This window comes from Salegentibacter sp. BDJ18 (assembly GCF_017579965.1).
Classification (GTDB): Bacteria; Bacteroidota; Bacteroidia; order Flavobacteriales; family Flavobacteriaceae; genus Salegentibacter.
This window is the reverse complement of sequence record NZ_JAFLQX010000023.1, coordinates 39,046-63,782: the sequence shown is the minus strand read 5'-3', so window position 1 is coordinate 63,782 and position 24,737 is coordinate 39,046. Positions and strand designations below refer to the sequence as shown.

At 36.0% G+C, this 24,737-nt stretch carries 25 protein-coding genes; 18 read left to right on the top strand and 7 right to left on the bottom strand.

Going from position 1 to position 24,737, the window contains the following annotated elements; translation table 11 throughout:
* Positions 1-44: 44 nt before the first annotated feature.
* The 4 genes from J0871_RS12505 to mscL are packed head-to-tail and all read left to right on the top strand — an operon-like array spanning position 45 to position 5,490.
* Positions 45-1,907 carry a DNA topoisomerase IV subunit B gene (locus tag J0871_RS12505; RefSeq protein WP_208225696.1) on the top strand — a complete coding sequence of 621 codons (1,863 nt, stop codon included), beginning with the start codon at positions 45-47 and terminating at the stop codon, positions 1,905-1,907.
* Entirely contained in the window at positions 1,904-2,386 is a 483-nt protein-coding gene (locus tag J0871_RS12500; protein ID WP_075326986.1) for a hypothetical protein, read from the top strand. Before J0871_RS12505 ends, J0871_RS12500 begins: the two co-directional genes overlap by 4 nt.
* Positions 2,386-5,034 carry a DNA gyrase/topoisomerase IV subunit A gene (locus J0871_RS12495; protein ID WP_208225694.1) on the top strand — a complete coding sequence of 883 codons (2,649 nt, stop codon included), beginning with the start codon at positions 2,386-2,388 and terminating at the stop codon, positions 5,032-5,034. Before J0871_RS12500 ends, J0871_RS12495 begins: the two co-directional genes overlap by 1 nt.
* Positions 5,035-5,490 carry a large-conductance mechanosensitive channel protein MscL gene (mscL, locus tag J0871_RS12490; protein WP_208225692.1) on the top strand — a complete coding sequence of 152 codons (456 nt, stop codon included), beginning with the start codon at positions 5,035-5,037 and terminating at the stop codon, positions 5,488-5,490.
* A gap of 2 nt (positions 5,491-5,492) precedes the next feature.
* On the opposite strand, the gene J0871_RS12485 is transcribed toward mscL, so the two are convergent.
* Both J0871_RS12485 and J0871_RS12480 read right to left on the bottom strand, forming a co-directional pair.
* Entirely contained in the window at positions 5,493-5,867 is a 375-nt protein-coding gene (locus tag J0871_RS12485) for a DNA topoisomerase IV (protein ID WP_208225690.1), read from the bottom strand.
* Positions 5,868-5,916: 49 nt separating this feature from the next.
* A complete protein-coding gene (locus J0871_RS12480) occupies positions 5,917-6,327 on the bottom strand; it encodes a helix-turn-helix transcriptional regulator (RefSeq protein WP_208225688.1) in 411 nt (136 codons plus the stop codon).
* A gap of 278 nt (positions 6,328-6,605) precedes the next feature.
* Here J0871_RS12480 and J0871_RS12475 point away from each other — a divergent pair, with 278 nt between their 5' ends.
* The 6 genes from J0871_RS12475 (at position 6,606) to J0871_RS12450 (ending at position 13,205) form a co-directional block, all read left to right on the top strand.
* On the top strand, positions 6,606-7,769 hold the full coding sequence (locus J0871_RS12475) for a M14 metallopeptidase family protein (protein ID WP_208225686.1): 1,164 nt from the start codon (positions 6,606-6,608) through the stop codon (positions 7,767-7,769).
* Between the two features lie 75 nt (positions 7,770-7,844).
* Entirely contained in the window at positions 7,845-8,324 is a 480-nt protein-coding gene (locus J0871_RS12470) for a winged helix-turn-helix transcriptional regulator (RefSeq protein ID WP_037314044.1), read from the top strand.
* Between the two features lie 95 nt (positions 8,325-8,419).
* Positions 8,420-10,993, top strand: coding sequence for a phosphoenolpyruvate carboxylase (locus tag J0871_RS12465; protein ID WP_208225685.1), 2,574 nt, complete (start codon positions 8,420-8,422; stop codon positions 10,991-10,993).
* 1 nt (position 10,994) lies between these two features.
* Positions 10,995-11,516 carry a DinB family protein gene (locus J0871_RS12460; protein WP_208225684.1) on the top strand — a complete coding sequence of 174 codons (522 nt, stop codon included), beginning with the start codon at positions 10,995-10,997 and terminating at the stop codon, positions 11,514-11,516.
* A complete protein-coding gene (locus tag J0871_RS12455) occupies positions 11,516-12,526 on the top strand; it encodes a YihY/virulence factor BrkB family protein (RefSeq protein WP_208225683.1) in 1,011 nt (336 codons plus the stop codon). Before J0871_RS12460 ends, J0871_RS12455 begins: the two co-directional genes overlap by 1 nt.
* A gap of 130 nt (positions 12,527-12,656) precedes the next feature.
* Positions 12,657-13,205 carry a type 1 glutamine amidotransferase domain-containing protein gene (locus tag J0871_RS12450; RefSeq protein ID WP_075326977.1) on the top strand — a complete coding sequence of 183 codons (549 nt, stop codon included), beginning with the start codon at positions 12,657-12,659 and terminating at the stop codon, positions 13,203-13,205.
* An 80-nt stretch (positions 13,206-13,285) separates the two neighbouring features.
* Here the strand turns inward: J0871_RS12450 and J0871_RS12445 are convergent, their stop codons facing one another.
* Complete coding sequence (locus J0871_RS12445; RefSeq protein WP_208225682.1) at positions 13,286-14,575, bottom strand: dipeptidase; 1,290 nt, start codon at positions 14,573-14,575, stop codon at positions 13,286-13,288.
* A 139-nt stretch (positions 14,576-14,714) separates the two neighbouring features.
* Between J0871_RS12445 and J0871_RS12440 the strand changes: the two genes are divergently transcribed.
* From J0871_RS12440 to J0871_RS12430, 3 genes are read left to right on the top strand one after another with little or no spacing between them, the layout of a single operon-like run.
* On the top strand, positions 14,715-16,166 hold the full coding sequence (locus J0871_RS12440; RefSeq protein ID WP_208225681.1) for a RimK family protein: 1,452 nt from the start codon (positions 14,715-14,717) through the stop codon (positions 16,164-16,166).
* Between the two features lie 2 nt (positions 16,167-16,168).
* Entirely contained in the window at positions 16,169-17,389 is a 1,221-nt protein-coding gene (locus J0871_RS12435; RefSeq protein ID WP_208225680.1) for a glutamate-cysteine ligase family protein, read from the top strand.
* Positions 17,386-18,066: an N-formylglutamate amidohydrolase gene (locus J0871_RS12430; protein WP_208225679.1), complete on the top strand. Its 681-nt coding sequence runs from the start codon at positions 17,386-17,388 to the stop codon at positions 18,064-18,066. The genes J0871_RS12435 and J0871_RS12430 overlap by 4 nt, the downstream gene beginning before the upstream one ends.
* 163 nt (positions 18,067-18,229) lie before the next feature.
* Here the strand turns inward: J0871_RS12430 and J0871_RS12425 are convergent, their stop codons facing one another.
* Positions 18,230-18,643, bottom strand: coding sequence for an OsmC family protein (locus J0871_RS12425; RefSeq protein WP_208225677.1), 414 nt, complete (start codon positions 18,641-18,643; stop codon positions 18,230-18,232).
* A gap of 151 nt (positions 18,644-18,794) precedes the next feature.
* A complete protein-coding gene (locus J0871_RS12420; RefSeq protein WP_037314024.1) occupies positions 18,795-19,226 on the bottom strand; it encodes a peptidylprolyl isomerase in 432 nt (143 codons plus the stop codon).
* A 284-nt stretch (positions 19,227-19,510) separates the two neighbouring features.
* Here J0871_RS12420 and J0871_RS12415 point away from each other — a divergent pair, with 284 nt between their 5' ends.
* The 3 genes from J0871_RS12415 to J0871_RS12405 are packed head-to-tail and all read left to right on the top strand — an operon-like array spanning position 19,511 to position 22,528.
* Positions 19,511-20,977, top strand: coding sequence for a Gfo/Idh/MocA family oxidoreductase (locus J0871_RS12415; RefSeq protein WP_208225675.1), 1,467 nt, complete (start codon positions 19,511-19,513; stop codon positions 20,975-20,977).
* Positions 20,978-21,001: 24 nt separating this feature from the next.
* Complete coding sequence (locus J0871_RS12410) at positions 21,002-21,451, top strand: 3D domain-containing protein (RefSeq protein ID WP_243870490.1); 450 nt, start codon at positions 21,002-21,004, stop codon at positions 21,449-21,451.
* Positions 21,452-21,457: 6 nt separating this feature from the next.
* On the top strand, positions 21,458-22,528 hold the full coding sequence (locus J0871_RS12405; RefSeq protein WP_208225673.1) for a transporter substrate-binding domain-containing protein: 1,071 nt from the start codon (positions 21,458-21,460) through the stop codon (positions 22,526-22,528).
* On the opposite strand, the gene J0871_RS17375 is transcribed toward J0871_RS12405, so the two are convergent.
* Positions 22,529-22,660, bottom strand: a complete 132-nt coding sequence (locus J0871_RS17375) for a hypothetical protein (RefSeq protein WP_257787182.1) — start codon at positions 22,658-22,660, stop codon at positions 22,529-22,531.
* A gap of 152 nt (positions 22,661-22,812) precedes the next feature.
* Here J0871_RS17375 and J0871_RS12400 point away from each other — a divergent pair, with 152 nt between their 5' ends.
* Entirely contained in the window at positions 22,813-23,688 is an 876-nt protein-coding gene (locus tag J0871_RS12400) for a hypothetical protein (protein ID WP_208225671.1), read from the top strand.
* Positions 23,689-23,749: 61 nt separating this feature from the next.
* A complete protein-coding gene (locus J0871_RS12395) occupies positions 23,750-23,896 on the top strand; it encodes a hypothetical protein (protein WP_208225669.1) in 147 nt (48 codons plus the stop codon).
* 118 nt (positions 23,897-24,014) lie between these two features.
* On the opposite strand, the gene J0871_RS12390 is transcribed toward J0871_RS12395, so the two are convergent.
* A complete protein-coding gene (locus J0871_RS12390; RefSeq protein WP_079734003.1) occupies positions 24,015-24,659 on the bottom strand; it encodes a hypothetical protein in 645 nt (214 codons plus the stop codon).
* Positions 24,660-24,737: the final 78 nt, after the last annotated feature.

Sequence of the window (24,737 nt, the reverse complement as noted above, 5' to 3'; positions counted from 1 at the left end):
TTGCGCTATACCTTATATTAGCGCCACAACTCCATGAACCACTTATGAGCCAGGAAACAAAGTATACCGAAGATAATATACGGTCTTTAGACTGGAAAGAACATATTAGAATGCGTCCCGGGATGTACATTGGTAAGCTGGGAGACGGCTCCAGTGCAGATGATGGGATTTATATTCTCCTAAAAGAAGTGCTGGATAACAGTATTGATGAATTTGTAATGGGATCTGGGAAAACCATTGAGATTTCGGTGCAAAACCAAAGAGTCATTGTTCGTGATTACGGTCGTGGAATTCCTTTAGGAAAAGTAGTTGATGTAGTTTCAAAAATGAATACGGGCGGGAAATACGATACCCGCGCCTTTAAGAAGTCGGTAGGACTTAATGGTGTTGGTACTAAAGCAGTAAATGCACTTTCATCATATTTTAGAGTAGAATCTTCCAGGGATGGGAAATCTCACGCTGCCGAATTTGAGCAGGGAGAATTAAAGGATGAAGAACATCTTGATGAAACTTCCCGCCGTCGCGGAACCAAGGTAACCTTTGTTCCCGATGAGGTTATTTTCAAAAATTTTAAATTCAGAAATGAGTATATAGAAAAAATGCTGAAAAATTATGTGTACCTGAATCCCGGGTTAACCATAATTTTTAACGGCGAAAAATTCTATTCAGAAAACGGACTTAAAGATCTTTTAAAAGATAGTATTCACGAAGATGAGCGTTTATATGAAATTATCCATATGCGCGGCGAGGATATTGAAGTTGCACTAACACATAGTAAAGCCCAATACAGTGAAGAGTACCATTCTTTTGTAAATGGGCAAAACACTTCCCAGGGTGGTACACACCTTGCGGCTTTTAGAGAGGCAATCGTTAAAACCGTACGCGAGTTCTACGGAAAAAATTACGATGCCAGCGATATTAGGAAATCTATAGTTTCGGCCATTAGTATTAAAGTGATGGAGCCTGTTTTTGAAAGCCAGACCAAAACAAAACTGGGTTCTACAGATATGGGCGGGAAAATGCCCACCGTACGGACATACATTAACGATTTTCTAAAAACACAGCTGGATAATTACCTGCATAAAAACCAGGAAACTGCCGATAGGCTTCAGCGTAAAATTTTACAGGCAGAAAGAGAACGTAAAGATCTTTCGGGAATTAGAAAACTTGCAAAAGATCGGGCTAAAAAAGCCAGTTTGCACAATAAAAAATTGCGTGATTGCCGTATTCATCTTGGGGATAGTAAAAAAGAACGCTATTTAGAAACTACTTTGTTTATTACGGAGGGAGATTCGGCGAGTGGTTCTATTACCAAATCCCGTGATGTAAATACGCAAGCGGTTTTCAGCTTAAAAGGAAAACCTTTAAATAGTTATGGCTTAAGTAAAAAGATTGTTTACGAAAATGAAGAATTCAATTTATTGCAAGCCGCATTAAATATTGAAGAATCTTTAGAAGATCTTAGGTACAATAATATTGTAATTGCAACTGATGCCGATGTAGATGGAATGCACATTAGGTTGTTGTTAATCACCTTTTTCCTTCAGTTTTTTCCTGAATTGATCAAGGAGAATCATTTATATATTCTGCAAACACCTTTATTCAGGGTTCGTAATAAAAAAGAAACTATTTATTGCTACAGCGAGACCGAAAGAAGGAATGCGGTAGAAAAATTAACAGGAAAAGCTGAAATCACACGATTTAAAGGTTTAGGTGAAATCTCTCCAGATGAATTTCAGCATTTTATTGGAGAAGATATTAGATTAGATCCCGTGATGCTGGACAAAGAAAAGTCTATTGACGAAATGCTTAATTTCTATATGGGTAAAAATACGCCCGATAGGCAGGAATTTATTATTGACAATCTTAAAGTTGAACTTGACCTTATTGAAGAGTTAGGCTTATGAGATTCACCAATAGAAATGAAGTAAAAATAGTTCCTTCAATGTACATTGTTTTGGTGGCGATATTTGTCACCAATATTTTTGTGAATATTGAGCTAATGAGCAGCGAAGAACCGGTAAGGTTCAGCCATTATGTGCCAAACATTGTGGTGCTTATACTTGGTTTCTATGTGCATAAAATTGGTCAGAGTTTTGACTTTGATAGTGATGGTGAAACCCTAAATCTAAAGAATAACGGGGTTTTCTTTTCAAAATTTATGGAATACCGGGTAAAGAAGGCTGAATTCCCAAAAAGAAAACTTGGGAAATTTAAATTCAGTGATTACTTTTTTTATTCCGCAGTAACAATTTACATAAGTTCGCGCAGAAGACGCGGTTACAAAAAATATACTTTTAATACTACTTTTCTCAGCCGTAAAAAGAAGCGTGGCATGATAGCTTCTATGCAGAAAATTGTAGAAAATCAAAAAACTACAGCTTAATGGAAGAAAACCAGGAAGAAGCTAAAGATGAACATTTAGAACAACCAAAAGAAGAGCTTATAAAAGTAACCGGGATGTATAAAGACTGGTTTCTTGATTATGCATCTTATGTGATTCTGGAACGTGCGGTACCTGCCATGGAAGATGGTTTTAAGCCGGTGCAACGCCGTATCATGCATTCTATGAAAGATCTGGACGATGGTCGTTACAATAAAGTAGCAAATATCGTTGGGCATACCATGCAGTATCACCCGCACGGTGATGCCAGTATTGGTGATGCCATGGTGCAAATGGGCCAAAAGGATATTTTAATAGATACCCAGGGAAACTGGGGAAATATTTTAACCGGAGACCGTTCTGCCGCGCCAAGATATATTGAAGCCCGTTTATCTAAGTTCGCACTGGAAGTTTTATTTAATCCGAAATTAACTGAATGGCAACTTTCTTACGATGGTAGAAAGAAGGAGCCCGTAAACCTGCCGGTAAAATTCCCAATGTTGCTTGCTCAGGGAGCCGAAGGTATTGCCGTAGGTTTGAGTACTCGTGTGCTTCCGCATAATTTTAATGAACTTATAGATGCTTCTATAAGACATTTAAAAGGGAAAAAATTCACCTTATTCCCCGATTTTCCAACCGGAGGAATTGCAGATATTTCAAATTACAACGATGGGAAGCGTGGAGGTCGTGTTAGAGTGCGAGCTAAAATTAGTCAGTACGATAAAAATACATTGGCAATTACCGAAATTCCCTATGGAACTACCACAACAAGCCTTATAGATTCCATTCTAAAAGCGAACGACAAGGGTAAGATTAAGATCAAGAAGATTGAGGACAATACAGCTGCCGAAGTTGAGATCCTTATTCATCTACCAAATAATATTTCTCCAGATAGGACCATAGATGCGCTTTACGCATTTACTTATTGCGAGAACTCTATCGCACCGCTTGGCTGTGTAATTATTGATAATAAGCCTATTTTCCTTGGTGTTTCAGAAATATTGAGAAGCTCTACAGATCATACGCTTCATTTGCTGAAAAGGGAATTAGAGATCACACTTGACGAACTGGAAGAGCAATGGCATTTTTCATCTTTAGAGCGAATTTTTATTGAAAAACGGATCTATCGTGAGATAGAAGAGGAAGAAACCTGGGATGGTGTGATCAATGCCATAGATGAAGGTTTAAAACCACATATAAAACACTTAAAACGCGCCGTCACCCGCGAAGATATTACCAGGCTTACCGAAATTAGGATCAAAAGAATTTCGAAATTCGATTTAGATAAAGCACAGCAAAAAATTGAGTCTTTAGAAGATGAAATCGCCAATGTGAAACATCATTTAGATCATTTGGTAGATTACGCTGTCGCCTATTTCACTAAACTGAAGAAAGATTACGGAAAAGAAAAAGATAGAAAAACCGAGCTTCGTATTTTTGATGATATTGAAGCTACCAAGGTGGTGATTAGAAATTCAAAACTTTATGTAAACCGTAAAGAAGGTTTTATTGGTACCGCGCTAAAGAAAGATGAATATGTAACCGATTGTAGTGATATAGACGATATTATTTGTTTTACTGCAGATGGTAAAATGATGGTAACCAAGGTAGATACCAAAACCTTTATAGGTAAAGATATTATTCACGTTGCTATTTTTAAGAAAAAAGATAAACGCACCATTTATAATATGATCTACCGAGACGGGAAAGCCGGTGCCTCATATATAAAACGATTCTCGGTAACTTCGGTGACTCGGGATAGGGAATACGATTTGTCCCAGGGAAAAAAAGATTCAAAAGTACATTACTTTACAGCAAATCCTAATGGAGAAGCTGAAGTAGTGACTATTTTTCTAAGACAGGTAGGTAGCATTAAAAAACTAAAATTTGATGTTGACTTTGCCGATATGCTTATTAAGGGCAGAAATGTAAAGGGAAATATTGTTACTAAATATGCTGTAAAACGCGTAGAGCTCAAAGAAGAAGGTGTTTCTACCTTAAAGCCAAGAAGAATCTGGTTTGACGAAACGGTAAAAAGATTAAATGTTGATGAACGTGGAGAACTCCTTGGAGAATTTAGGGGAGAAGATCGAATTCTGATCGTTACCCAGGACGGAACTGCAAAATCTATAATTCCTGAACTTACTACCCGCTTTGATGAAGAAATGGTAGTGTTGGAAAAATGGGTTCCGAAAAAGCCAATTTCAGCAATTTACTGGGAGCCGGAAAAAGAGCGTTTTTTTGTAAAACGTTTTTTAATTGAAAATCCAGATAAAGAAGAAAAGTTTATCAGCGAACATGAAAACTCCTATTTAGAACTGGTTTCTACCGATTATTACCCACAAGCGGAAATAGTATTCTCAAAACAACGTGGCAAAGAACAGCGTCCTAACGAAGAAGTTAACATTGAAGAATTCATTTCAGTAAAAGGTATTAAGGCTCTTGGAAACCAATTGACTACAGATAAAGTGAAACAGATAAATCCGTTAGAACCTTTACCATACGAAGAGGAGGAAGAAACACCTGCAGAAGATATTGAAGTGGTAGACGATGAAGCGGTTTCAGATGGTAAAAACAAGCTAAATATTGTTGGCAAAAAGGAAGATAAAAATGATTCTTCTGAAAGCCAGGGAACATTATTTGATGAGTAAATGGGTATTTTAAAAGAGTTTAAAGAGTTTGCCATAAAAGGAAATATGGTCGATATGGCTGTGGGTATCATAATAGGTACAGCCTTTAATTCGGTGGTGAACACTTTGGTAAAGGAAGTAGTGATGCCGCCACTAAGCCTAATGACCGATGGTATTGAGTTCGCTAACAGGAAATGGGTGCTTAGGGAGGGTGTTACAGAAGCCGAAGGCACGCAATTAGTGGAAGAAGTTGCTATTGGCTATGGAGCGCTAATAGAAGCTTTGCTGGATTTTATAATTATAGGTTTTACAATATTCCTGGTGATAAAATTTATGAACCGATTTAGAAAAAAGGCACAGGATCCCGAAGATAAAAGAGAAGTTACGCCAAAAGATATAGAGCTTTTATCAAAAATGAATCAGCTTATGGAAGAACAAAACCAGTTGCTTAAAAATAACTACCCAAACAAAAAATAAGTTTATTTAACGCGGTTTACAGAGCCACGTTGCTTCTTATCCTGGCCTACAATCCCATATTCAAAGGTATAACCATCTTTATTGGTGGTTAAGATCTTCATATGAATGGGTTTTTCTTCGGCCATGCTTTTTGGATTTAGATTTTTTAGAATATACTCACAGTCGTTTATCCATCTAACCGACGAGGTGTCTGATTTCCCCTGGAATTTATCAATTTCTATAGAATCGTTCCTTATAAAGGTAGAAGTGGCTAATTCGCCGTTTAAATAGGTTTTATACTCAAATGTGCCGGTTTTAAAATCGGTGCAGTTTCTTTCCGGTTCAAAGCAGCCCGTAAAAATAAAAACCAGGCCTAATATTAGTAAAAGCTTCTTCATTATTGCAATTCCTTTTGAACTGCAAAATAAACCTATTTTCTCCGGACTGTCAATTTTCAAAGGCCTCAAAAGTGCCATCTTCATAAAAAATAACAATTTTTCTAATGGGTTTACTTTTTCCTTGCTGCGGAAAAGGAAAAGGCATTTCACTTTTCTCCTGGATAGTATGTTCCAGTGGTGGTTGAGTTTTGCTAATTTCCTGTTTGGTCACAGGTGGAGGTGTGGGTTTTTCTGAAGGAGGAAAACTTCCTTTTCCATTTAATAGCCAATACAATTCAACTTCAGGAAAAGACTTTACAACCTTCATCACAAAGTCTAAACTGGGTTTATTCCTACCCGATAAAATATGGGAAATAGAGGAACGTCCAACTTCAATTTTATCGGCAAAACCGGCGGCAGATAATTCATAAAAGTCAAGAATTCTATGCAGGCGTTTAGAAAAATCTTCAGTGTTTACCATTGTGAATTATATTGGGTGTAATTAGTATTTACAAATGTAATCAAAGCTTAAATAGCCTGCAAATTACAATTGTAATTTATTTAATCCGTATAAATTATATATTTATATAATACCAAATAAATAACTAAAAATAAACATTTTATAGTTTAAAAATAAGCGCATAGGATTTATTCCATGTCGCGTGTATATTCAGTTGAACGAATGTTTACACTTGTAACAAACAAAAGTAAATTTAACCGTTTACAATTGTGAAATTTGTATTGTTTACTTTTGTAAACATGGAAAAATCAGCATTATTTACTCAGCTTTATAAAGACTACAATTCATTTAAAAATCAGGAAATTTCCGGCAGGTATATTAGGCAAAAAGACATTCAGGTTTTACTGGATAAATTGGGAGAAGAATTTTCGCTAAAAGAAATTGGAGCATCGGTTTTAGGAAAACCAATTAATAGTATTCAATTTGGTAATGGGCCGGTTAAAATTCTTGCCTGGTCACAAATGCACGGAAATGAATCTACGACCACTAAAGCTGTTTTTGATCTTCTTAATTATATGAATAAGTATAAGGAGAGTGAATTGGTGAAATCTATTTTAAACAATTGCAGTTTTTGTATAATTCCAATGTTGAATCCAGACGGAGCAGAAGCCTACACCCGGGTTAATGCAAATAAAATAGACTTAAACAGGGATGCACAAGATTTAAGTCAGCCGGAAAGCCGGATTTTACGAGAACAATTCGATAATTTTCATCCTGATTTCTGTCTAAACCTACACGATCAACGCACTATATTTAGCGCCGGGGATAAAGCAGAATCAGCTGTTTTGTCGTTTCTAACGCCTTCTATGGATAAAGACAGGCAAATATTGCCATCCCGAATTAAAAGTATGCAGTTAATTGCTAAAATAGCTTCAGATCTTTCGGAATTACTTCCTGGAAGAATAGGAAGGTATGACGATGCTTTTAATATTAACTGTACCGGAGATACTTTTCAAAGTACCAAAACACCAACCATTCTTTTTGAAGCCGGGCATTTTCCCGAAGATTACCAGCGCGAAGAAAGCAGGAAATATGTGTTTTTGGCTTTAATTTCGGTTTTAAAAGGAATAAGTGAAGAAAGTTTTAAAGACATAGATTATCGCGATTACGAGAATATTCCTGAAAACAAAAAATTGTTCAACGATATTATTTTAAGGGAGGCAAAAACTGAAAATGGAGTAGTAGATATTGCTATGCAGTATAAAGAAGGGGTGAAAGATGAAAAAGTGATGTTTTTACCGGAAATAGAAAAAATAGAACCAAAAATTGACAAGTTCGCACATAAAGAATTCTATTGTGAGAATAAAAAAATTAAAATTAATGGGGAATCTAGGCTTATCGAAAACGTTGTAGTTAATAAAATCACTCTAAATGATGTAGAATTACCTCTTAAATGTGAATAATTCTCAAAAACCTTAGCAATTATTCAAGGATTTTGTATTAATTTTGAATTTCATATAAATAAAGAAATTTAAAAAATGGCCAAGTTTAAATTAGACGAAACAGATCACCAGATTCTCGATATGTTAATTGAGAATACCAGGACTCCATTTACCGATATTGCGAAGAAACTGCTAATATCGGCGGGAACGGTTCACGTAAGGGTTAAAAAAATGGAAGAGGCAGGAATTATAAAAGGCTCTTCTTTAACTCTAGATTATAAGAAACTGGGTTATGCGTTTATTGCCTACGTAGGCGTATTCCTTAAGAATACTTCTCAAACCAAATTTGTATTAGAACGCATTAACGAAATCCCTTTTGTTACTGTTGCTCACGTTACTACAGGTAAATTTAATGTGTTTTGTAAAATTAGAGCACGCAATACCCAACATGCTAAAGAAGTAATCTTTCAATTAGATGATATTGAAGGAGTGTACAGAACAGAAACTATGATTTCTCTAGAAGAGAGCTTAAATGATAAAAAACGTTTAATGCACTCTATTTTTCAGGATATGTAAATAAGCCTAAACTTATTATAAAAACCCTTTAGGCTTCTGTGTTTAAAGGGTTTTTTTATAACTTTAAATTTAATCTTAATCAACTAAAATTAATTATGCACAGAGAACCAAAACTAGAACGTTTTAATGAAAGCGTACTTTCAAAATATCAGGTTTATAACAGTATATTTTTAACGCTGCCTTTTGACGATATTAGTAAAACAGGATCGCTGCTGCCTCTTTTTCAGGAAATTTGTGAAGCAGGCTTTAAGGAAAACAAAAACCCTTCAGAAATTATTGAAAGCTTCTTCAGTAAATATCAGGATGATCCTTCAGAAGAGCATCAAATCAGTTTACTTTTCAGGTTTATTCAATATATAGAAAGACAGGTAGTGCTTTTTGATGCTATTGAAGATGCATCTTTTCCTATAGTAAACAATATGGATGGCCGCGGAACCCTTAGAAATGTAAAAGAGGAAGCCGAAGCTAAAGACAAAACACCAGAGCTGCGGGAATATTTGAAGCGTTTTAACGTAAGGCCAACTTTAACTGCCCACCCAACACAATTTTATCCGGGAGCGGTTTTAGGAATAATCACCGATTTGGACAAAGCGATTCAAAAGAACGATATTACGCTTATTAAAAAATTATTGGCGCAACTTGGTAAAACTCCATTCTTTAAAAAAGAGAAGCCTACACCTTACGATGAAGCCGTAAGTTTAATCTGGTATTTTGAAAATGTCTTCTACCAAAGTGTAAGTAAGATCTATAATTATATTCAGCAGAATATTTTTGATGGTGAAGATATTGGCAACCAGGTCATCAATTTAGGATTCTGGCCAGGGGGAGACCGTGACGGTAACCCATTTGTAACTACTGAAATTACTTTGAAAGTAGCGCAAAGGTTAAGAAGCACTATTTTAATGAATTACTACCGCGATATTAGAAAGCTGAAAAGAAGGGTAACCTTTAGTGAAGTAGACGCCATTATTACTGAAATAGAAACACCGCTATATCAAAGTGCAATATCCAAGACCGGAAAGATTAAAATGTCACTAGAAGACTTTAAGTCTAAATTACATAAAATCAAAGATATAGTTGAAAATAAACACCAGGGGTTATTTGTTGAAGAGATTGATGATCTTATTAACAAAGCAAATATCTTTGGGTATCATTTTGCTACTTTAGATATACGCCAGGATTCTGGGAAACACGCTGAAGTCTTAGAGGAAATTATTAAAACCCAGCCAAATTTATTGCCAAAAAACTATGCTTCTCTTTCTAACGAAGAACAAATAGAAGCGCTTACTAAAGTTGAAGGTAATATAGATCCAGATAAGTATGAAGACGGTATCACCAAATCTACACTTTCCTCAATATACGCAATGCAGGAAATTCAGAGTAAAAATGGAGAAAATGGGGCTAATAGATATATAATTAGCCATAGTGAAGTACCGCAAAGTATTTTGGAGCCTTTTGCATTCTTGAGAATGTGCGGCTGGAATAAACCAACTGTAGACATTATTCCTCTTTTTGAAACCGTACCAGATTTAAAAGCTTCTCCCGATGTGATGGAGACTTTATACAATAATCCTGTATACCGTGAGCAATTAAAAAGGAGAGGAAACAAACAAACTATTATGCTTGGGTTTAGTGACGGTACTAAAGATGGTGGTTATTTAATGGCCAACTGGAGTATTTATAAAGCCAAGGAAATGCTAACTGAGGTTTCCAGGAGATATGAAATAAAAGTTGTATTCTTTGATGGTAGAGGAGGACCACCGGCTCGTGGTGGTGGAAAAACTCACCAATTCTATGCATCTCTTGGTTCTGGAATTGAAAATGAAGAAATCCAGTTAACTGTACAGGGACAAACCATTAGTTCTAATTTTGGAACCCGTGATTCTTGTAGATATAACCTGGAACAACTGCTTAGTTCTGGGGTTTCTAACGAAATATTTAGCAAAGGAAAAAATCAGTTAACCGATGAAGATCGGGAAACAATGACGCATCTTGCTGAGATAAGTTACGAAACCTACACCAACTTTAAACAACACGAAAAGTTTATCCCATATTTGGAAAAAATGAGTACTTTAAAATATTACTCAAAAACCAATATTGGTAGTAGACCATCTAAAAGAAATAAGGATGCTAAACTAAACCTGAACGATCTAAGAGCCATTCCATTTGTAGGAAGCTGGAGTCAATTAAAACAAAATGTTCCAGGTTTCTTTGGAGTAGGTACAGCTTTAGAGAAGTTTGAGCAAGCTGGGGAATTTGACAAAGTTCAGCAGCTTTATAAAAATTCGGTCTTCTTTAAAACTTTACTGGAAAATTCTATGATGAGTCTTACCAAGTCTTTCTTCGCGCTAACCGCGTATATGGAGCAGGATAAGGAATTCGGAGATTTTTGGAAGATTATTTATGCTGAATATAAGCGTACCCACGCAATGCTTTTAAAAGTAACCGGATATGGTGAGCTTATGGAAAATCAGCCGGCCGGTAGAGCGTCAATTCAGGCACGTGAAAGAATTGTTTTACCATTGCTAACCATTCAGCAGCACGCGCTTAGAAAAGTTCAGGAACTTCAGGAACAAGGCGAAAGTGCCGGTAAAATGCTTGAAGTTTATGAGAAAATGGTAACGCGTTCCCTTTACGGAAATATTAACGCAAGTAGAAATTCTGCTTAAAATGATAGCAAAAAACCTAAATTCTAACGAGTACAATGCGTACTACGACAGATATTTACAAAAAATCCCCGGCAATTTAGAGCTGGGGATTTTACTTCTTGAAAACAGAGAAGAGTTCCTGGGATTATTAGACAGGATAAAACCAGAAGACCTTAGTTATAGTTATGCTGAAGGTAAATGGACCGTTGCTGAAGTAATTCAGCATATTATAGATGTAGAACGAATTTTCCAATATAGATCGCTTACACTCGCCAGAGAACCGGAAATTAAATTACCGGGTTTTGATCACGAAGCTTATGTTCCTGCCAGCGCTGCAAAACTGCGAAGTTTAAAAAGTCTCAAAAAGGAATTTAAAGCAGTTAGAAATGCTGGGATTTCGCTTTACCAAAGTTTTTCAAAAGAAATGTTGTTAAGCCAGGGATTTGTTAGCGGAAGTTCTACCAGTTGCAGGGCATTAGGCTTTATTACTGCGGGCCATACCAAACATCATATTGAAATTTTTAAAGAGAAATATCAGATTTAATGAAATTCCTCAAAACTACCTGGTCACTTTTTAAACAGGCCTACATAAGCTGGAATAGGAATGAACCCTATGCTCGTAGTGCTACTATAGCTTATTATGCTCTGTTTTCTTTACCATCTTTATTAATTATTGTGGTAACTATTGCCGGGTATTTTTTTGAACAGGAAGCAGTACAGGGAAGGTTAACTTCAGAGATTAGTGGTTTTGTAGGGCAGGAGCCGGCAGATGCTATAGAAAACATGATTGCCAGTGCCGCTCTGGCCACCGAATCTACCTGGGCAATTATATTTGGAATAGGAATGTTGCTTTTTGGTGCTACCGGGGTGTTTTTTCAGCTTAAAATGGCCATGAATAATATTTGGAATGTAGCGGCCAAACAAACCGATTTTCTTAGAATTTTATTAGATAGACTTATCTCCTTCGGAATGGTAATGGTAATAGGTCTTTTACTTTTGCTCTCCCTCGTTATTTCAGCATTAATTCGAATTTTAAAAGATGAAATTGAGCAATATGCACCCCAGGTAACCGCGTTTATGGTAGAGGCTGTAAATTTTGGTATTTCATTTCTCGTGATAACCACCTTATTTGCTGCCATTTTCAAGTTACTACCTGATATTAAATTACGTTGGAGAATCACTTATTTAGGAGCCGCGGTAACTACTATTTTATTCCTTGTTGGTGAAGCCTTAATAAGTTTCTACTTCGGTAAAAGTGAACCGGCATCTGTTTATGGGGGAGCTTCTTCGGTAGTGTTAATTCTACTTTGGGTTTATTATACCTGTCTTATTTTATTTTTTGGTGCCGAATTTACCGTACAATACGCCCTGCTTAAAAATGAAAGAGTAGTCCCCAATAAATATGGAGAACCGGCGATTTACCAGGAACTGGAAAAATTACAACAAAAGCGCACCCAATTAGAGGAAGAAAAGGAAATTATAGATACGCTTAAAAATAATATGAACTGGGAGAAAAACCGGGAAAATGAGCAGAGGACTAAAAATAAAAAATAGCCTCATTTTAAACAGTTTTAAGAGAATTAATAAAGTTTAACTTTAACCGGGTTTTCTTTTATAAAGACCTTAGCACACTCTCCCTTAAACAAATTTTATCTTTGATTAAACCAAAAAAGAAGATGAAATTATGGAAAAGAGAATAGCAATTTTAGCTACAAACGGATTTGAAAAGAGTGAATTATTTTCACCAAAAGAGGCTTTAGAAAACGAAGGTTTTAAAGTAGATATAGTAAGCCTTGAAAAAGGAAAAATTAAAGGCTGGGAAGGAACTGACTGGTCTGGAGAAATAGATGTTGATCGCAGCATAAATGAGGTAAGCGCTAAAGAATATAATGCCTTAGTACTTCCCGGTGGGGTGATTAACCCAGATCAATTAAGAAGACATGACGAAGTTTTAGTTTTTGTGCGTGACTTCTTTAAACAAAGTAAGCCTGTAGGCGCAATTTGCCACGCAGCCTGGACTCTAATTAATGCAGAAGTTGTAGAAGGCCGAACAATGACTTCTTTTAACTCTATCAAAAAAGACCTGGAAAATGCAGGAGCACTTTGGGTAGATAAAGAAGTAGTTGTAGATGAAGCTTTTGTAACTTCAAGAAATCCCGACGATCTACCGGCGTTTAACGCTAAAATGATTGAAGAGATTAAAGAAGGTAAACACGATTTACAACACGCATAATTCTAAATTTAAGAGTTTAGAATTAAAATGCCTGTAAGGAATATTCCTTACAGGCTTTTTTTATGTTAGTATTTCAGGATTTATGCTTTTTTAAGTTCTGCAGCTACGGCATCAACTTCATCCATCACTCTTAGTAAATTTTCTCCCCAAAGTTTCGCAATTTCGGCTTCGGTATAACCGCGTTTTACCAATTCTTTGGTGATATTTAATGTTTCTGAAGCATCCTGCCAGCCGTCAATGCCGCCGCCACCATCAAAATCTGAGCTAATTCCTACGTGCTCAATTCCAATCAGGTCAACCATATAGTCTATATGATCTACAAAATCTGAAACTCCTACGGGTTCAATTTTTTGTTTTAAAAGTTCAACTTCAGGTGCTGCTGCAGCGCGTACTTTTTGGAAATCGGCGTAGTAAGCATTTCTGTCTTCATTGCTTAACGCTCTTACAGAATCGCGTGGCAAAACTTCAAAACTCATTTCTTCAGCCTTTTTCTCATAAACTTTATCGCTTGCTTCATTAAAGGCCTGGGTTTTTTCGGTATTTACATATGCACTAAAAGCAACGGTTTGAACAACCCCGCCGTGTTCTTTAAATAGTAATAAAAGTTCATCATCTAAATTTCGACTATGGTTGCAAAGTTGACGAGCAGAGGAGTGGGAAGCGATAAGCGGTGCTTTAGAAAGCTCAAACATTTGTTTTATAGCTTCTTTTGAAGGATGTGAAACATCTATCATCATTCCTAGTCGATTCATTTCTGCGATCACTTCTTTCCCTAAATTACTAAGACCGTTGTGCAACCATTCATCATTTTCCTCCCCGGTATTAGAATCACTTAACTGGCTATGTCCCTGGTGAGAAAGAGACATATACCTGGCCCCAAGATCGTAGAACTTCTCAACGTTTTCTATATCTTTTCCTATAGGATATCCATTTTCTACCCCAATCATCGCTACTTTTTTTCCTTCAGAGGTTAATCTTCGCACTTCTTCAGAGTTTGTGGCCAAACCTATTTGATTTGGAGCAAAATCTTTAACGAGTTTATGAATAGCATCAAATTTGCTCATCGCATTTTCATACGCATTTTTAAAACCTTCATCATCAAGCTTATCCTGGCCGGTATAAACAATAAACCAGGCCACATCGAGTCCGCCGGCTTCCATTTTGGGCAGCGTTACCTGGTTTTCAAGATCCATAGTATAATTTCTTTCCTCAGTGAAATTATTGATATTAATATCGGCGTGGGTATCTATGGTGATTACCTTTTCGTGAATTTCTTTAGCTTTTTCCAGTAAAGCATCATCGCTATTTTGTTGGGCTACTACCAGATTTCCCGTGAAAATTAGCGCAAGACTAAGAAGATTTAATTTCATATATATTGGTTTTCATTTTATTGAAGCCCTGAAATTACTAATAAAAATTAAAGAAATAAATTGAATGACTTATTTTGATAAAATTCATTCAAAACGTATTTAATTTTCTCCTACATTTGATAGAATTTTCAATTTCTAAATGAATAAATATATAATTGTAAACCACCCTGAAAAGTGGAAGTTAAAACTGGATAATGTTGAGATAATTTCAGCGCAATCTTATCTAACCAATCCGGAGTTTGCTAAGCTAAAAAATGCAAGGATTTTCAACCTCTGCAAAGATTATTCTTATCAGTCAAAAGGTTATTACGTCTCACTTTTAGCCGAAGCTCGCGGGCATTTGGCCATTCCTACGGTAAAAAATATCGTTGATTTACGAGAGCCGAAACTGGTAAAAATAGTTTCAGAAGAGTTTGACGATTTAATGCAAACCAGCTTAAAAAGTATAAAATCACAGGAATTTACCCTTAGTATATATTTTGGGCAAAACGTAGCACGAAAATATAAAGAGTTGAGTGCGATGTTTCACCGCCACTTTCAAATTCCGTTTTTACGGGTAAAATTCAATTATACCACAAAATGGAATATAAAAAGTATTAAAGCTATTTCTGAAGCCGAAATACCTGAGGATCACTTAGAAAGTATGTACGATTTTGCGGCGCAATATTTTGCTAAAAAACGTTACGACACTCCTCGTGCAAATACTACGGAATATGATTTGGCAATTTTAGTACAGCCAGACGATCCCGCCCCGCCCAGTAATGCCAAAGCATTAAAGAAATTCGTGGAAATTGCGGAAAAAATGGATTTTTATGTAGAAATAATTGCTCCTAAAGATCTCTCTCGCTTATCTGCTTTTGACGCTTTGTTTATTCGCCAAAGCACCGAAGTAAATAATGAAGCTTATGCATTTGCAAGAAAAGCCCAGCAGGAAGGTATTGCCATCATAGATTACCCAGATGCTATTTTGAAATGTTGTAACAAAGTTTATATGGCCGAGGCTTTGGAAAATGCCAATATTCCAACCCCAAAAACGGTGATAATTCATAAGGAAAATAAGGATAAAGTTCTTGAAATTACCGGACTGCCGGTGGTTTTAAAATCTCCCGATTCTACTTTTTCTTTCGGAGTTAAAAAAGCAACAACCCCGGCAGAATATCAGGAACTGGTTACTATGATGCTCAAAAAATCGGAATTAGTGATTGCACAGGAATTTTCACCTTCAGAATACGATTGGCGAATAGGAATTCTGGATAATAAACCTTTTTATGCCTGTAGATATTATATGGCAAAAGGCCATTGGCAAATCTACAACTGGGACGCTAAAGAAAAAGACGACCAGGACGGAAATGCAGATTGCTTACCTATAGAAAAGGTTCCGAAGAAAATATTAGAAGCTGCATTAAAATCGGCTAAATTAATGGGAAAAGGACTTTACGGTATAGATATCAAAGAAGTAGGAGGAAAGCCGCTTGTTATTGAAATTAATGATAATCCTAACATAGACTTTGGTGTAGAAGACGGGTACTATGGGGAACAGGTTTATATTGAGATCATTTCCGCATTAAAAGAAAGATTAGAAAAGAAGTAATTATGAAATATCATCTTTTTGAAGTTTTTGGAATTGAGCTGGAATATATGCTTGTAGGTACGTCCAGTTTTAAGGTGAATCCAATCGTAGACCAGCTTTTTATTAGTAAAAACGGGGAAATCACCTCAGATATTGAAAATGGGGAAATTGAATGGAGCAACGAATTAGTGGCTCACGTTGTAGAATTAAAAACCAATGGTCCAACCGGAGATATAGAAAATCTAGATCTTCTTTTTGCTGAAAATATTAAAGAAGTAAATCTTTTGCTAAAGGAGAAGAACACAAGGCTTTTACCTTCGGCAGCACATCCTTTAATGAATCCCGTTACTGAAACCGAATTATGGAAACACAGTTCCAGTAAAATATACGCACTTTATAATAGAATTTTTGATTGCAGTGGCCACGGCTGGAGCAATGTGCAAAGTATGCATATAAACCTTCCGTTTTTTGGTGATGCTGAATTTGAAAAACTGCACGCTGCAGTGCGTTTACTTTTACCTATAATCCCTGCTTTAAGTGCCAGTTCTCCTATTTTTGAAGGAAAAGACACCGGTTTTAAAGATGCCAGGATGCAGGTTTATAAAACCAATCAAAAGGAAATTCCGGAAATGACGGGAAAAGTAATTCCGGAACAGGTTTTTTCTAAAGACGATTATTACAAAACCATTTTTGAACCGATTAATAAAAAGATCAAACCGCACGATATAGAGAATATCCTGGATCATCACTTTTTGAATTCCCGTGGAGCTATTGCTCGTTTTGATAGAAATGCAATAGAAATTCGTGTAATAGACGTTCAGGAATGTCCAAAAGCCGATATGGCCATTGCTATTTTTATTATTGAATGTTTGAAATTGCTGGTTAGTGAAGATTTAATTGCTATTGGTAAGCAGAAAAAATGGCACGAAAATGATCTTTTTGAAATATTTAATGCCGTAATAAAGGACGCCGAAAATACTAAAATTAGTAATAAAGAATATCTTAAGATATTCGGACTTTCACAAACCATTGAAATTAAAGAGATCTGGCGGATTCTGTTTTCTAAAGTGAAAAGAAATATTGCAGAAAAACACCAGGAAAGCATAAAGTTTCTACTGAATAACGGAAGTCTTTCTACCCGTATTTTAAAGACCTTAGGTGATGATTTTTCAGATGAAAATATTCAAAAAACCTATTTTAAGTTAGCCGATTGCCTTGAAGAAAATAAATTCTTTAAGCCGTGAAACTGGTCTTAACCTGCGAACACGCTTTTAATACTATTCCACCGGAATATCAAAATTTATCTACTAATGCCAGGGAAACTCTGAAATCACACCGTGGCTACGATCCCGGTGCCTTAGATCTGTTTTATGAGCTAAAGGACTTATCCGATTTTTCATTTTTTCACGAAACCGGGCGTTTGTTAGTAGAAGTAAATAGATCTAAAGGGCATTCTAATTTATTTTCTGAATTCACTAAAAATTTATCAGGAAAGCAGAAAAATGAAATTTTAATTCAATACTATTTTCCATATCGGGATTCGATAGAAAAGCAAATTTCGAGTATTATAGAAAAAGGGGAGAAGGCGCTACATTTTTCGGTGCACACGTTTACTCCAAAGTTAAATGAAGAGATTAGAAATACAGATATTGGGCTACTTTACGATCCCACAAGGAGTGAAGAAAAAGAATTCAGTAAAAAATTTAAGCAGAATATAAAGAATCACAATCCTGATTTGAAAATCAGGTTTAATTATCCCTATTTGGGCAAAGCCGATGGATTTACTACTTATTTACGTAAAAAATTCCCTGAAAATTATTTGGGAATTGAACTCGAAGTAAACCAAAAATTTGTGTCCCAAAACCAAATGGATCATCAGATTAAAAATGCAGTGTTTTTAGCATTGAAAGAGGTTGGTTAAAAGTTTTTTACTCGTCATCCTGAACTTGTTTCAGGATCTAAGTTGTTAGAAAACTATACATAATAGAAACTGAAACAAGTTCAGCTTGACGAAAGTAGACTTTTAGCCAACCTCCTATATATTTATATTCTTTTATTTCCTCCTTTTAGGAATATTTCAGAATCTATTGAATCAATTCAGATTCTAAAGTGATCTCGGTATTGAGTAATTTAGAAATTGGGCAATTCTCTTTAGCATCTTTGGCTATTTTTTCAAATTGTGCCTTCTCAATTCCTTTTACTTTCGCTTTTAAAATTAAATGTGACTTTTTCACAGCACCATCTTCAAAAGTGATTTCAGATTTTGTTTCCAGTTCATCTGGCTCAAAACCTTCTTCAGTAAGATTAGCTGAAAGCTGCATGGTAAAACAACCGGCATGTGCCGCACCAATAAGTTCTTCTGGATTGGTACCAATTCCATCTTCAAACCTGGTTTTAAAAGAATATTGCGATCCTTTTAAAACACCACTTTCGGTGCTTACTGTGCCTTTACCTTCTTTAAGATTCCCTTTCCAAACTGCGGTTCCATTTCTTTTCATAATAATACTTTTTGTTGATTTCTTCCTAAGATAAAGATCATTATACCCAACCTCAAATTATTATCAAAACCTTAACCTAAAGCTTAAAATTTAATAAATAAAAAAGCCCGAAACCATTAGGCTTCGGGCTTTCTATATAAGTTAAAAAAACTTATTTGATCTCTACTACTTCAAGATCAAATACCAGGTCTTTTCCTGCTAGTGGATGGTTTCCATCTACCACTATAGTTTCTTCTTTCACATCTTTTACCACAAGGTTCATTTCCTGGCCATCAGGGCTTTTAGAAACAAGTCCCATTCCTACTTCAGGCTTAATTTCCTCAGGAAGTTGGCTCTTTTGTACTTCTTGCACAAGCTCTTCTCTTGGCTCTCCGTAAGCTTCTTCTTTAGGAATATTTATGGTTTTCTTTTCGTTCACTTTCATATCGATAAGGCCTTTTTCAAAACCAGGGATAAGCTGTCCTTGTCCCATAGTAAATTCTATAGGCTCACCTCTTTCTACCGAGCTGTCAAAAACCTGCCCGTCAGCCAGTTTACCTGTGTAATGTACCTTTACCGTGTCATTTGCTTTTACTTGACTCATAATGTTGTTTTTCGAAATTATAATGGGCTTTATTAACAATCTGCCCGTTAAAGAGTGCAAAGGTACAGTTATAAAATCCGCTTCCAAATTATGACCCCTTTAATCCCGAAATCTTTTAAAAATCTTAACATTTAGCTGAGAGATTTATTTTGAAATCATACACTCTGAAAGACAGGGGCTTAATATTTAAATTGGAATTCCCAGAATAAGTAAATACATTTATTAACTCAAAATTTAGAAATATTTTAATAAGCTTAACCCTCTTAACTTAAATCCTGAAACACATGAAAAAAGATGAAACCCCTAAATCTAATTCCAGAAGAAGTTTTTTAAAAACAACTGCCTTGGCCACGGCGGGAATTAGTATTATTCCACGGCACGTAATGGGAGGGCCTGGTTTTTTAGCCCCAAGTGATAAGCTGGTAATTGCCGGAATTGGAGTAGGAGGAAAAGGGGAAAGTGATATTAATAGCTTTTACCAATCTGGGAAAGCCGATATTGGTTTTTTGTGTGATGTTGATAAGAAAAGGGCGGCTCGCTCTATAGCCCGTTTCCCAAAAGCTAAGTTTTATACCGATTACAGGGAAATGCTAGAGAAAGAAGCCAAAAATATAGATGCAGTTTCCATTTCTACGCCAGATCACGGCCACGCAATACAGGCAATGGCAGCTATGGAATTAGGTAAACCGGTGTATGTTCAAAAACCACTTACTCACGATATTTATGAAGCCAGGCAATTAACTGAAGCTGCTAAAAAATATGAAGTGGTGACCCAAATGGGAAATCAGGGAGCTTCTGGCGACGGAGTTAGAAAAATGCGAGAATGGTATGATGCCGACCTTATAGGAAAAGTACATACGGTTTATGTGTGGACTGATAGACCGGTATGGCCGCAAGGAATTCCGTGGCCCAAAGGAAAAACCACTTCGGTTCCTGAAGGTTTAGATTGGGATTTATGGTTAAATACCGCACCGTATAAAAATTATATTGAAGGATTAGTTCCGTTTAACTGGCGTGGCTGGTGGGATTATGGTACCGGGGCACTTGGCGATATGGGTTGCCATTTAATTGAAGCGCCTTACCGTGTTTTAGGCCTTGGCCATCCAAAAGATGTACAATGTAGTGTAGGAAGCGTTTATGTAGATGAATTTCAAAGAGGTTATTTCCCAGAAAGTTGTCCACCTTCAAGCCACGCAGTAATGACTTTCCCAAAAACCGAAAAAACCAGTGAAGATGTTACTTTACACTGGATGGACGGTGGAATTAAACCAAAGAGACCGGAAGAACTTGGGCCAAACGAAACTTTTGGCGATGGTGGAAACGGCGTATTATTTATTGGAGATAAAGGAAAAATGATGTGTGGTACCTATGGTAGAAATCCACGTTTATTGCCAACTTCAAAAACCGACGAAGTAAATGTTGCTGAAAGATATGATCGCGTTCCCGGCGGGGAAGAAGGCCATTATGCACAATGGGTAGAAGGCGCAATTGCCGGCTACGGAAAAAAAGAACTGAGCTCTCCTTTTGAAATTGCAGGACCGCTAACTGAAACTTTATTAATTGCCAATTTAGCTATTAGAGGTTACGATGTTAGAAATGAAAAGATGCGTGATAATGGAGATAAATATTTTGAATATCCCGGCCGTGATATAAAAATGCTCTGGGATTCAGAAGAAATGAGGGTTACTAATTTTGACGAAGCCAATCAATTTGTACGTAGAGATTATCGTGATGGCTGGAAGTTAAGCTAGAATAAGAATTTAAAATTATAAGTTATGAAAGCCGGAATAATAGTTTTTTTAATAATTATTTATTTCGGCTTTATAGCTTGTAATTTTAATGATAAAAATTCCGAAGAGCCATCTACAGTCTGGGACACCCTGGAAGTTACAGCTTCAGCCTATAATTCCCTTAGCTGGCAAACTGGTGCGGGTGGTGCAAATATTACTGCGTGGGGAGACACTTTAAAGCCTGGGTTAAGAGCCATTGCCGTATCGCGAGATTTAATTAAAAAAGGCTTAGACTACAATACGCCGGTAAAAATTGAAGGTTTTGATAGCATTTATCTGGTAAAAGATAAAATGCATTACCGTTGGAAGAATAAAATTGACATCTATATGGATAAAGATGTACAAAAAGCCAGGGAATTTGGAAGGAAAAAATTAAAGATTTACTATGAGGTCCCGGTAGATTCAATTTCAAAGAATAAAAACATAAAAGAATAACTCTTAATGATTAAAAAATACTTTTTTCTATTTAGCTTATTAATTTCAAGTTTCAGTTTTAATGCCCAGCAAGCCCCAGATAGTCTTGATCTCAATAAAACCTTTGTAATTGGGGTCACACCAACTCCTCCTTTTGTGATGAACGAAAACGGTGAATACGCCGGACTTAGCATTGATGCCTGGGATTTGGTAAATGATGAGTTGGATTTTAATTACGAGTTTAAAGAATATGCCTCTCTTGGCGAATTATTAATTGCTATTGAAAATAACGAAGTGGATTTCAGTATTAATCCCGTTACGGTGACCGATAATAGAATGGAGCGAATGGATTTTTCCCAGCCCTATTTTATATCGCATACTGGGATAGCCAAAAGGAGCGAATCTCAGGTTTTTAGTTATTTAGCCAATTTATTTAGCTGGAATTTTATTTCAGCAATACTAATTCTGTTAGCCGTAATTTTCGTTTTCGGCTTTCTGGTTTGGATTTTTGAACGTAAAAAGAATGCTGAAGAATTTGGCGGTGGTTCTCGTGGAATCCTGGAAGGTTTCTGGTGGAGCGCCGTTACAATGACCACGGTAGGTTATGGAGATAAATCGCCCAGAACTCCCGGCGGACGTATAATTGGTTTAATCTGGATGTTTATGGCCATAATTATTATTTCGAGTTTAACGGCTGGAATAGCATCATCACTTACCGTTCAAACAATGAACGATGAAATCACCGGCGTTCAGGATTTATCTAAATTTGAAGTTACCAGCGTAAAAAGTAGTAGTGCCCAGGAACTGCTAAACCTTTACAATATTCAGCATACCGAGGTAATTAGTGAAAAAGAAGGAATAGAACTTTTAGAAAATAAAGAAACAAAGCTCTTTGTTTACGATGAACCTATTTTGCGTTACGAATTAAAAAGAAGAGGCTTAGAAAATGATATTGAAGTTCTCCCCAAAACCCTGAAAAAGGATTATTACGGGTATAGTTTCCCTAAAAATTCGGCTCTATTGAATAAAATTGATCCTGTTCTCATTGGAGTAATGAAAACAATGGAATGGAATACTATTATGGCAGATTACGAATAACTATCCGAGCCCTAGGTAACCAAGAATAATCCAAAGGATTATAAATACCACGATAATCCCTATACACCCGCAGCCGCCGCCAAGTTTTTTGGCGCCCCAACCGGCAAGTATAGCTCTAATGATATTTTTCATAATTGATAATTTATAGGTTAAGTAGCTCTAATTTAGCTGAAATCGAATTTCAAAATTTAGAATTAGGAAATATTTAGCAGCATATTAGTACAAACCTTAAAAATTCTAAAGATTTCTATTTTGTATCTTTATAAAAACTAACAAAAAATATTATGAAATTAAATTCTATTAAAATACTTCTTTTAAGCGTGTTTATTAGTAGTGGCGTTTATGCCCAAAGTACATCTGCCACTTTAATAAAAAAAGTAGAAGGTTTTAGCCATCCCGAATCTGTGGTTTTTAACGAAGCAAAAAATGAATATTATATCTCAAATATGGCCGATAACGAAGCCGGAGATGGCTTTATTTCCAGGGTTTCTGCTGAAGGAGAAATTATTGAGCTAAAATGGATAGATGGTTTGAAAGATCCAAAAGGTTTACTGGTGAAAGATGATAAAGTTTATGTTACCAATAATACTGAAGTAATTGAAATTAGTATTGATAAATCAGAAATTACAAGACGAATTGAAGTTGAGGACGCAAAGTCTCTAAACGATATTACTATAGATGCGGTTGGCAATATTTTTATTTCAGATTCTGGCAAAAGTGCTATTTATTTAATGCCCGGCGATTCAGCTAATATGATGATTCCCGAAAATAAAAAAGGAGAAATTATTGAATATTTAAACACTACAAGATTAGAATATGTAAACGGACTTTACGCCCACAAAGATCATCTTTATGCTGCTGCCTGGGGAGAAAATACAAACGGTAATTTCTTGAAAATTGATATGGATACTCGCGAGATCGAAAAAGTATCTAAAGAAGGAATTGGGAATTTAGACGGCGTTCAACCGGTTGGCGATGATGCTTTTTGTATTTCAGATTGGGCTACGGGAACAATTCACCTTATTAATAAGGACGGGGAACTTAAAGAAGTATTAACTTCAGAAAAAAGCTCGGGAGATATTTTATTTGATGCTGAAAAAAATCAGTTGGTTTTACCTATGAATTTTCAGAATTCCGTTTGGTGGTACCAGTTACAATAATTTAAGAATACCTTATCATTCTTAAATTCTGGAAATATTAATTTTGAAGAAAAACTAACCTATGGAATTAAAAAAAGACGACGAAGAAAAAGATTACATTTTAAAAGACAATAAGAAAACTAATTTCGGGATAGGTTTTATTATTACCATTTTACTTATTCTTATAGTGGCGGTAGTGATCTCTGGTTTTTACTTTGAATTTTGGTAATAGATAAATTCTGAATTCTGAGATAATTTTTACCTATAAAATTTGAACGGGGTAAACCACCCCTTTCTTCAGCAAAGCTGAATTCATTCCCCTCCTTTTAAAGGAGGGGAGCGTCTATTTACTTCTTAATCTCATTAATTAATAAAAACGCCTGGTTTACATATTCCTTTTCTAAGAAAAGGGCGAAATAGTTTGAGGTAGAGATCATTTCAAAAATAGGTATCCCTTCGTATGCCAGCAGTTTAAAAAGGTAGAAATATAATCCGACAAACTGCGAGCTGTTTTTTGGCAGCGCAATAGTTATAGAAGAAAGTTCCTCTTTTATAGAAACCCTTCTTTCATTTCTAAAGCAATCTTCCACAAGGTTTGTTAAGCTGGAAGAAACCAAAATATTACTTTCCTGGTAATTACTGGAATAATTAAGATAAACCCCGGTTTGATCTTTAACCGCATCCAGCAATCTTGCTTTATTGGCGATAATCGTATTAGAATTTAGGAAAGTATATTCGGTAATTCCAGATCGTACCACAATATCTCCCAGCTCCCGTAAATGCTGCATATTAATTTTGGTTCGGCGAGGGGCATAGCGCCTTAGTGCCATTATAATTGAGCCCTGCTTTACCGGTTTGCGCATTTCTTTTTCTACTTGGGGCTGGATGTCTTCTGCGAGTCCGCTAAAATTTACTATATCCCGGGCAATTGCATCATCCAAAAAGGGTTGGTGTCTAATTATATCGTGAACACAGGTAGTAATGGTCTTCATTGTTAAATATTGTACATTTTGTGCAAATGTATATAAATTGATAGATATTTTTTGTTGCAGGAAGCTTTAATTCTAATT

What these genes read in the sequence shown, in the direction of transcription:
- J0871_RS12455 (WP_208225683.1), top strand. Translation starts at nt 11,516, where the DNA reads ATGAAATTCCTCAAAACTACCTGGTCACTTTTTAAACAGGCCTACATA.
- J0871_RS17375 (WP_257787182.1), bottom strand. Translation starts at nt 22,660, where the DNA reads ATGAAAAATATCATTAGAGCTATACTTGCCGGTTGGGGCGCCAAAAAA.
- J0871_RS12460 (WP_208225684.1), top strand. Translation starts at nt 10,995, where the DNA reads ATGATAGCAAAAAACCTAAATTCTAACGAGTACAATGCGTACTACGAC.
- J0871_RS12485 (WP_208225690.1), bottom strand. Translation starts at nt 5,867, where the DNA reads ATGAAGAAGCTTTTACTAATATTAGGCCTGGTTTTTATTTTTACGGGC.
- J0871_RS12480 (WP_208225688.1), bottom strand. Translation starts at nt 6,327, where the DNA reads ATGGTAAACACTGAAGATTTTTCTAAACGCCTGCATAGAATTCTTGAC.
- J0871_RS12500 (WP_075326986.1), top strand. Translation starts at nt 1,904, where the DNA reads ATGAGATTCACCAATAGAAATGAAGTAAAAATAGTTCCTTCAATGTAC.
- J0871_RS12400 (WP_208225671.1), top strand. Translation starts at nt 22,813, where the DNA reads ATGAAATTAAATTCTATTAAAATACTTCTTTTAAGCGTGTTTATTAGT.
- J0871_RS12415 (WP_208225675.1), top strand. Translation starts at nt 19,511, where the DNA reads ATGAAAAAAGATGAAACCCCTAAATCTAATTCCAGAAGAAGTTTTTTA.
- J0871_RS12440 (WP_208225681.1), top strand. Translation starts at nt 14,715, where the DNA reads ATGAATAAATATATAATTGTAAACCACCCTGAAAAGTGGAAGTTAAAA.
- J0871_RS12420 (WP_037314024.1), bottom strand. Translation starts at nt 19,226, where the DNA reads ATGAGTCAAGTAAAAGCAAATGACACGGTAAAGGTACATTACACAGGT.
- J0871_RS12495 (WP_208225694.1), top strand. Translation starts at nt 2,386, where the DNA reads ATGGAAGAAAACCAGGAAGAAGCTAAAGATGAACATTTAGAACAACCA.
- J0871_RS12505 (WP_208225696.1), top strand. Translation starts at nt 45, where the DNA reads ATGAGCCAGGAAACAAAGTATACCGAAGATAATATACGGTCTTTAGAC.
- J0871_RS12395 (WP_208225669.1), top strand. Translation starts at nt 23,750, where the DNA reads ATGGAATTAAAAAAAGACGACGAAGAAAAAGATTACATTTTAAAAGAC.
- J0871_RS12435 (WP_208225680.1), top strand. Translation starts at nt 16,169, where the DNA reads ATGAAATATCATCTTTTTGAAGTTTTTGGAATTGAGCTGGAATATATG.
- J0871_RS12450 (WP_075326977.1), top strand. Translation starts at nt 12,657, where the DNA reads ATGGAAAAGAGAATAGCAATTTTAGCTACAAACGGATTTGAAAAGAGT.
- J0871_RS12465 (WP_208225685.1), top strand. Translation starts at nt 8,420, where the DNA reads ATGCACAGAGAACCAAAACTAGAACGTTTTAATGAAAGCGTACTTTCA.
- J0871_RS12445 (WP_208225682.1), bottom strand. Translation starts at nt 14,575, where the DNA reads ATGAAATTAAATCTTCTTAGTCTTGCGCTAATTTTCACGGGAAATCTG.
- J0871_RS12475 (WP_208225686.1), top strand. Translation starts at nt 6,606, where the DNA reads ATGGAAAAATCAGCATTATTTACTCAGCTTTATAAAGACTACAATTCA.
- J0871_RS12390 (WP_079734003.1), bottom strand. Translation starts at nt 24,659, where the DNA reads ATGAAGACCATTACTACCTGTGTTCACGATATAATTAGACACCAACCC.
- J0871_RS12425 (WP_208225677.1), bottom strand. Translation starts at nt 18,643, where the DNA reads ATGAAAAGAAATGGAACCGCAGTTTGGAAAGGGAATCTTAAAGAAGGT.
- J0871_RS12405 (WP_208225673.1), top strand. Translation starts at nt 21,458, where the DNA reads ATGATTAAAAAATACTTTTTTCTATTTAGCTTATTAATTTCAAGTTTC.
- mscL (WP_208225692.1), top strand. Translation starts at nt 5,035, where the DNA reads ATGGGTATTTTAAAAGAGTTTAAAGAGTTTGCCATAAAAGGAAATATG.
- J0871_RS12470 (WP_037314044.1), top strand. Translation starts at nt 7,845, where the DNA reads ATGGCCAAGTTTAAATTAGACGAAACAGATCACCAGATTCTCGATATG.
- J0871_RS12410 (WP_243870490.1), top strand. Translation starts at nt 21,002, where the DNA reads ATGAAAGCCGGAATAATAGTTTTTTTAATAATTATTTATTTCGGCTTT.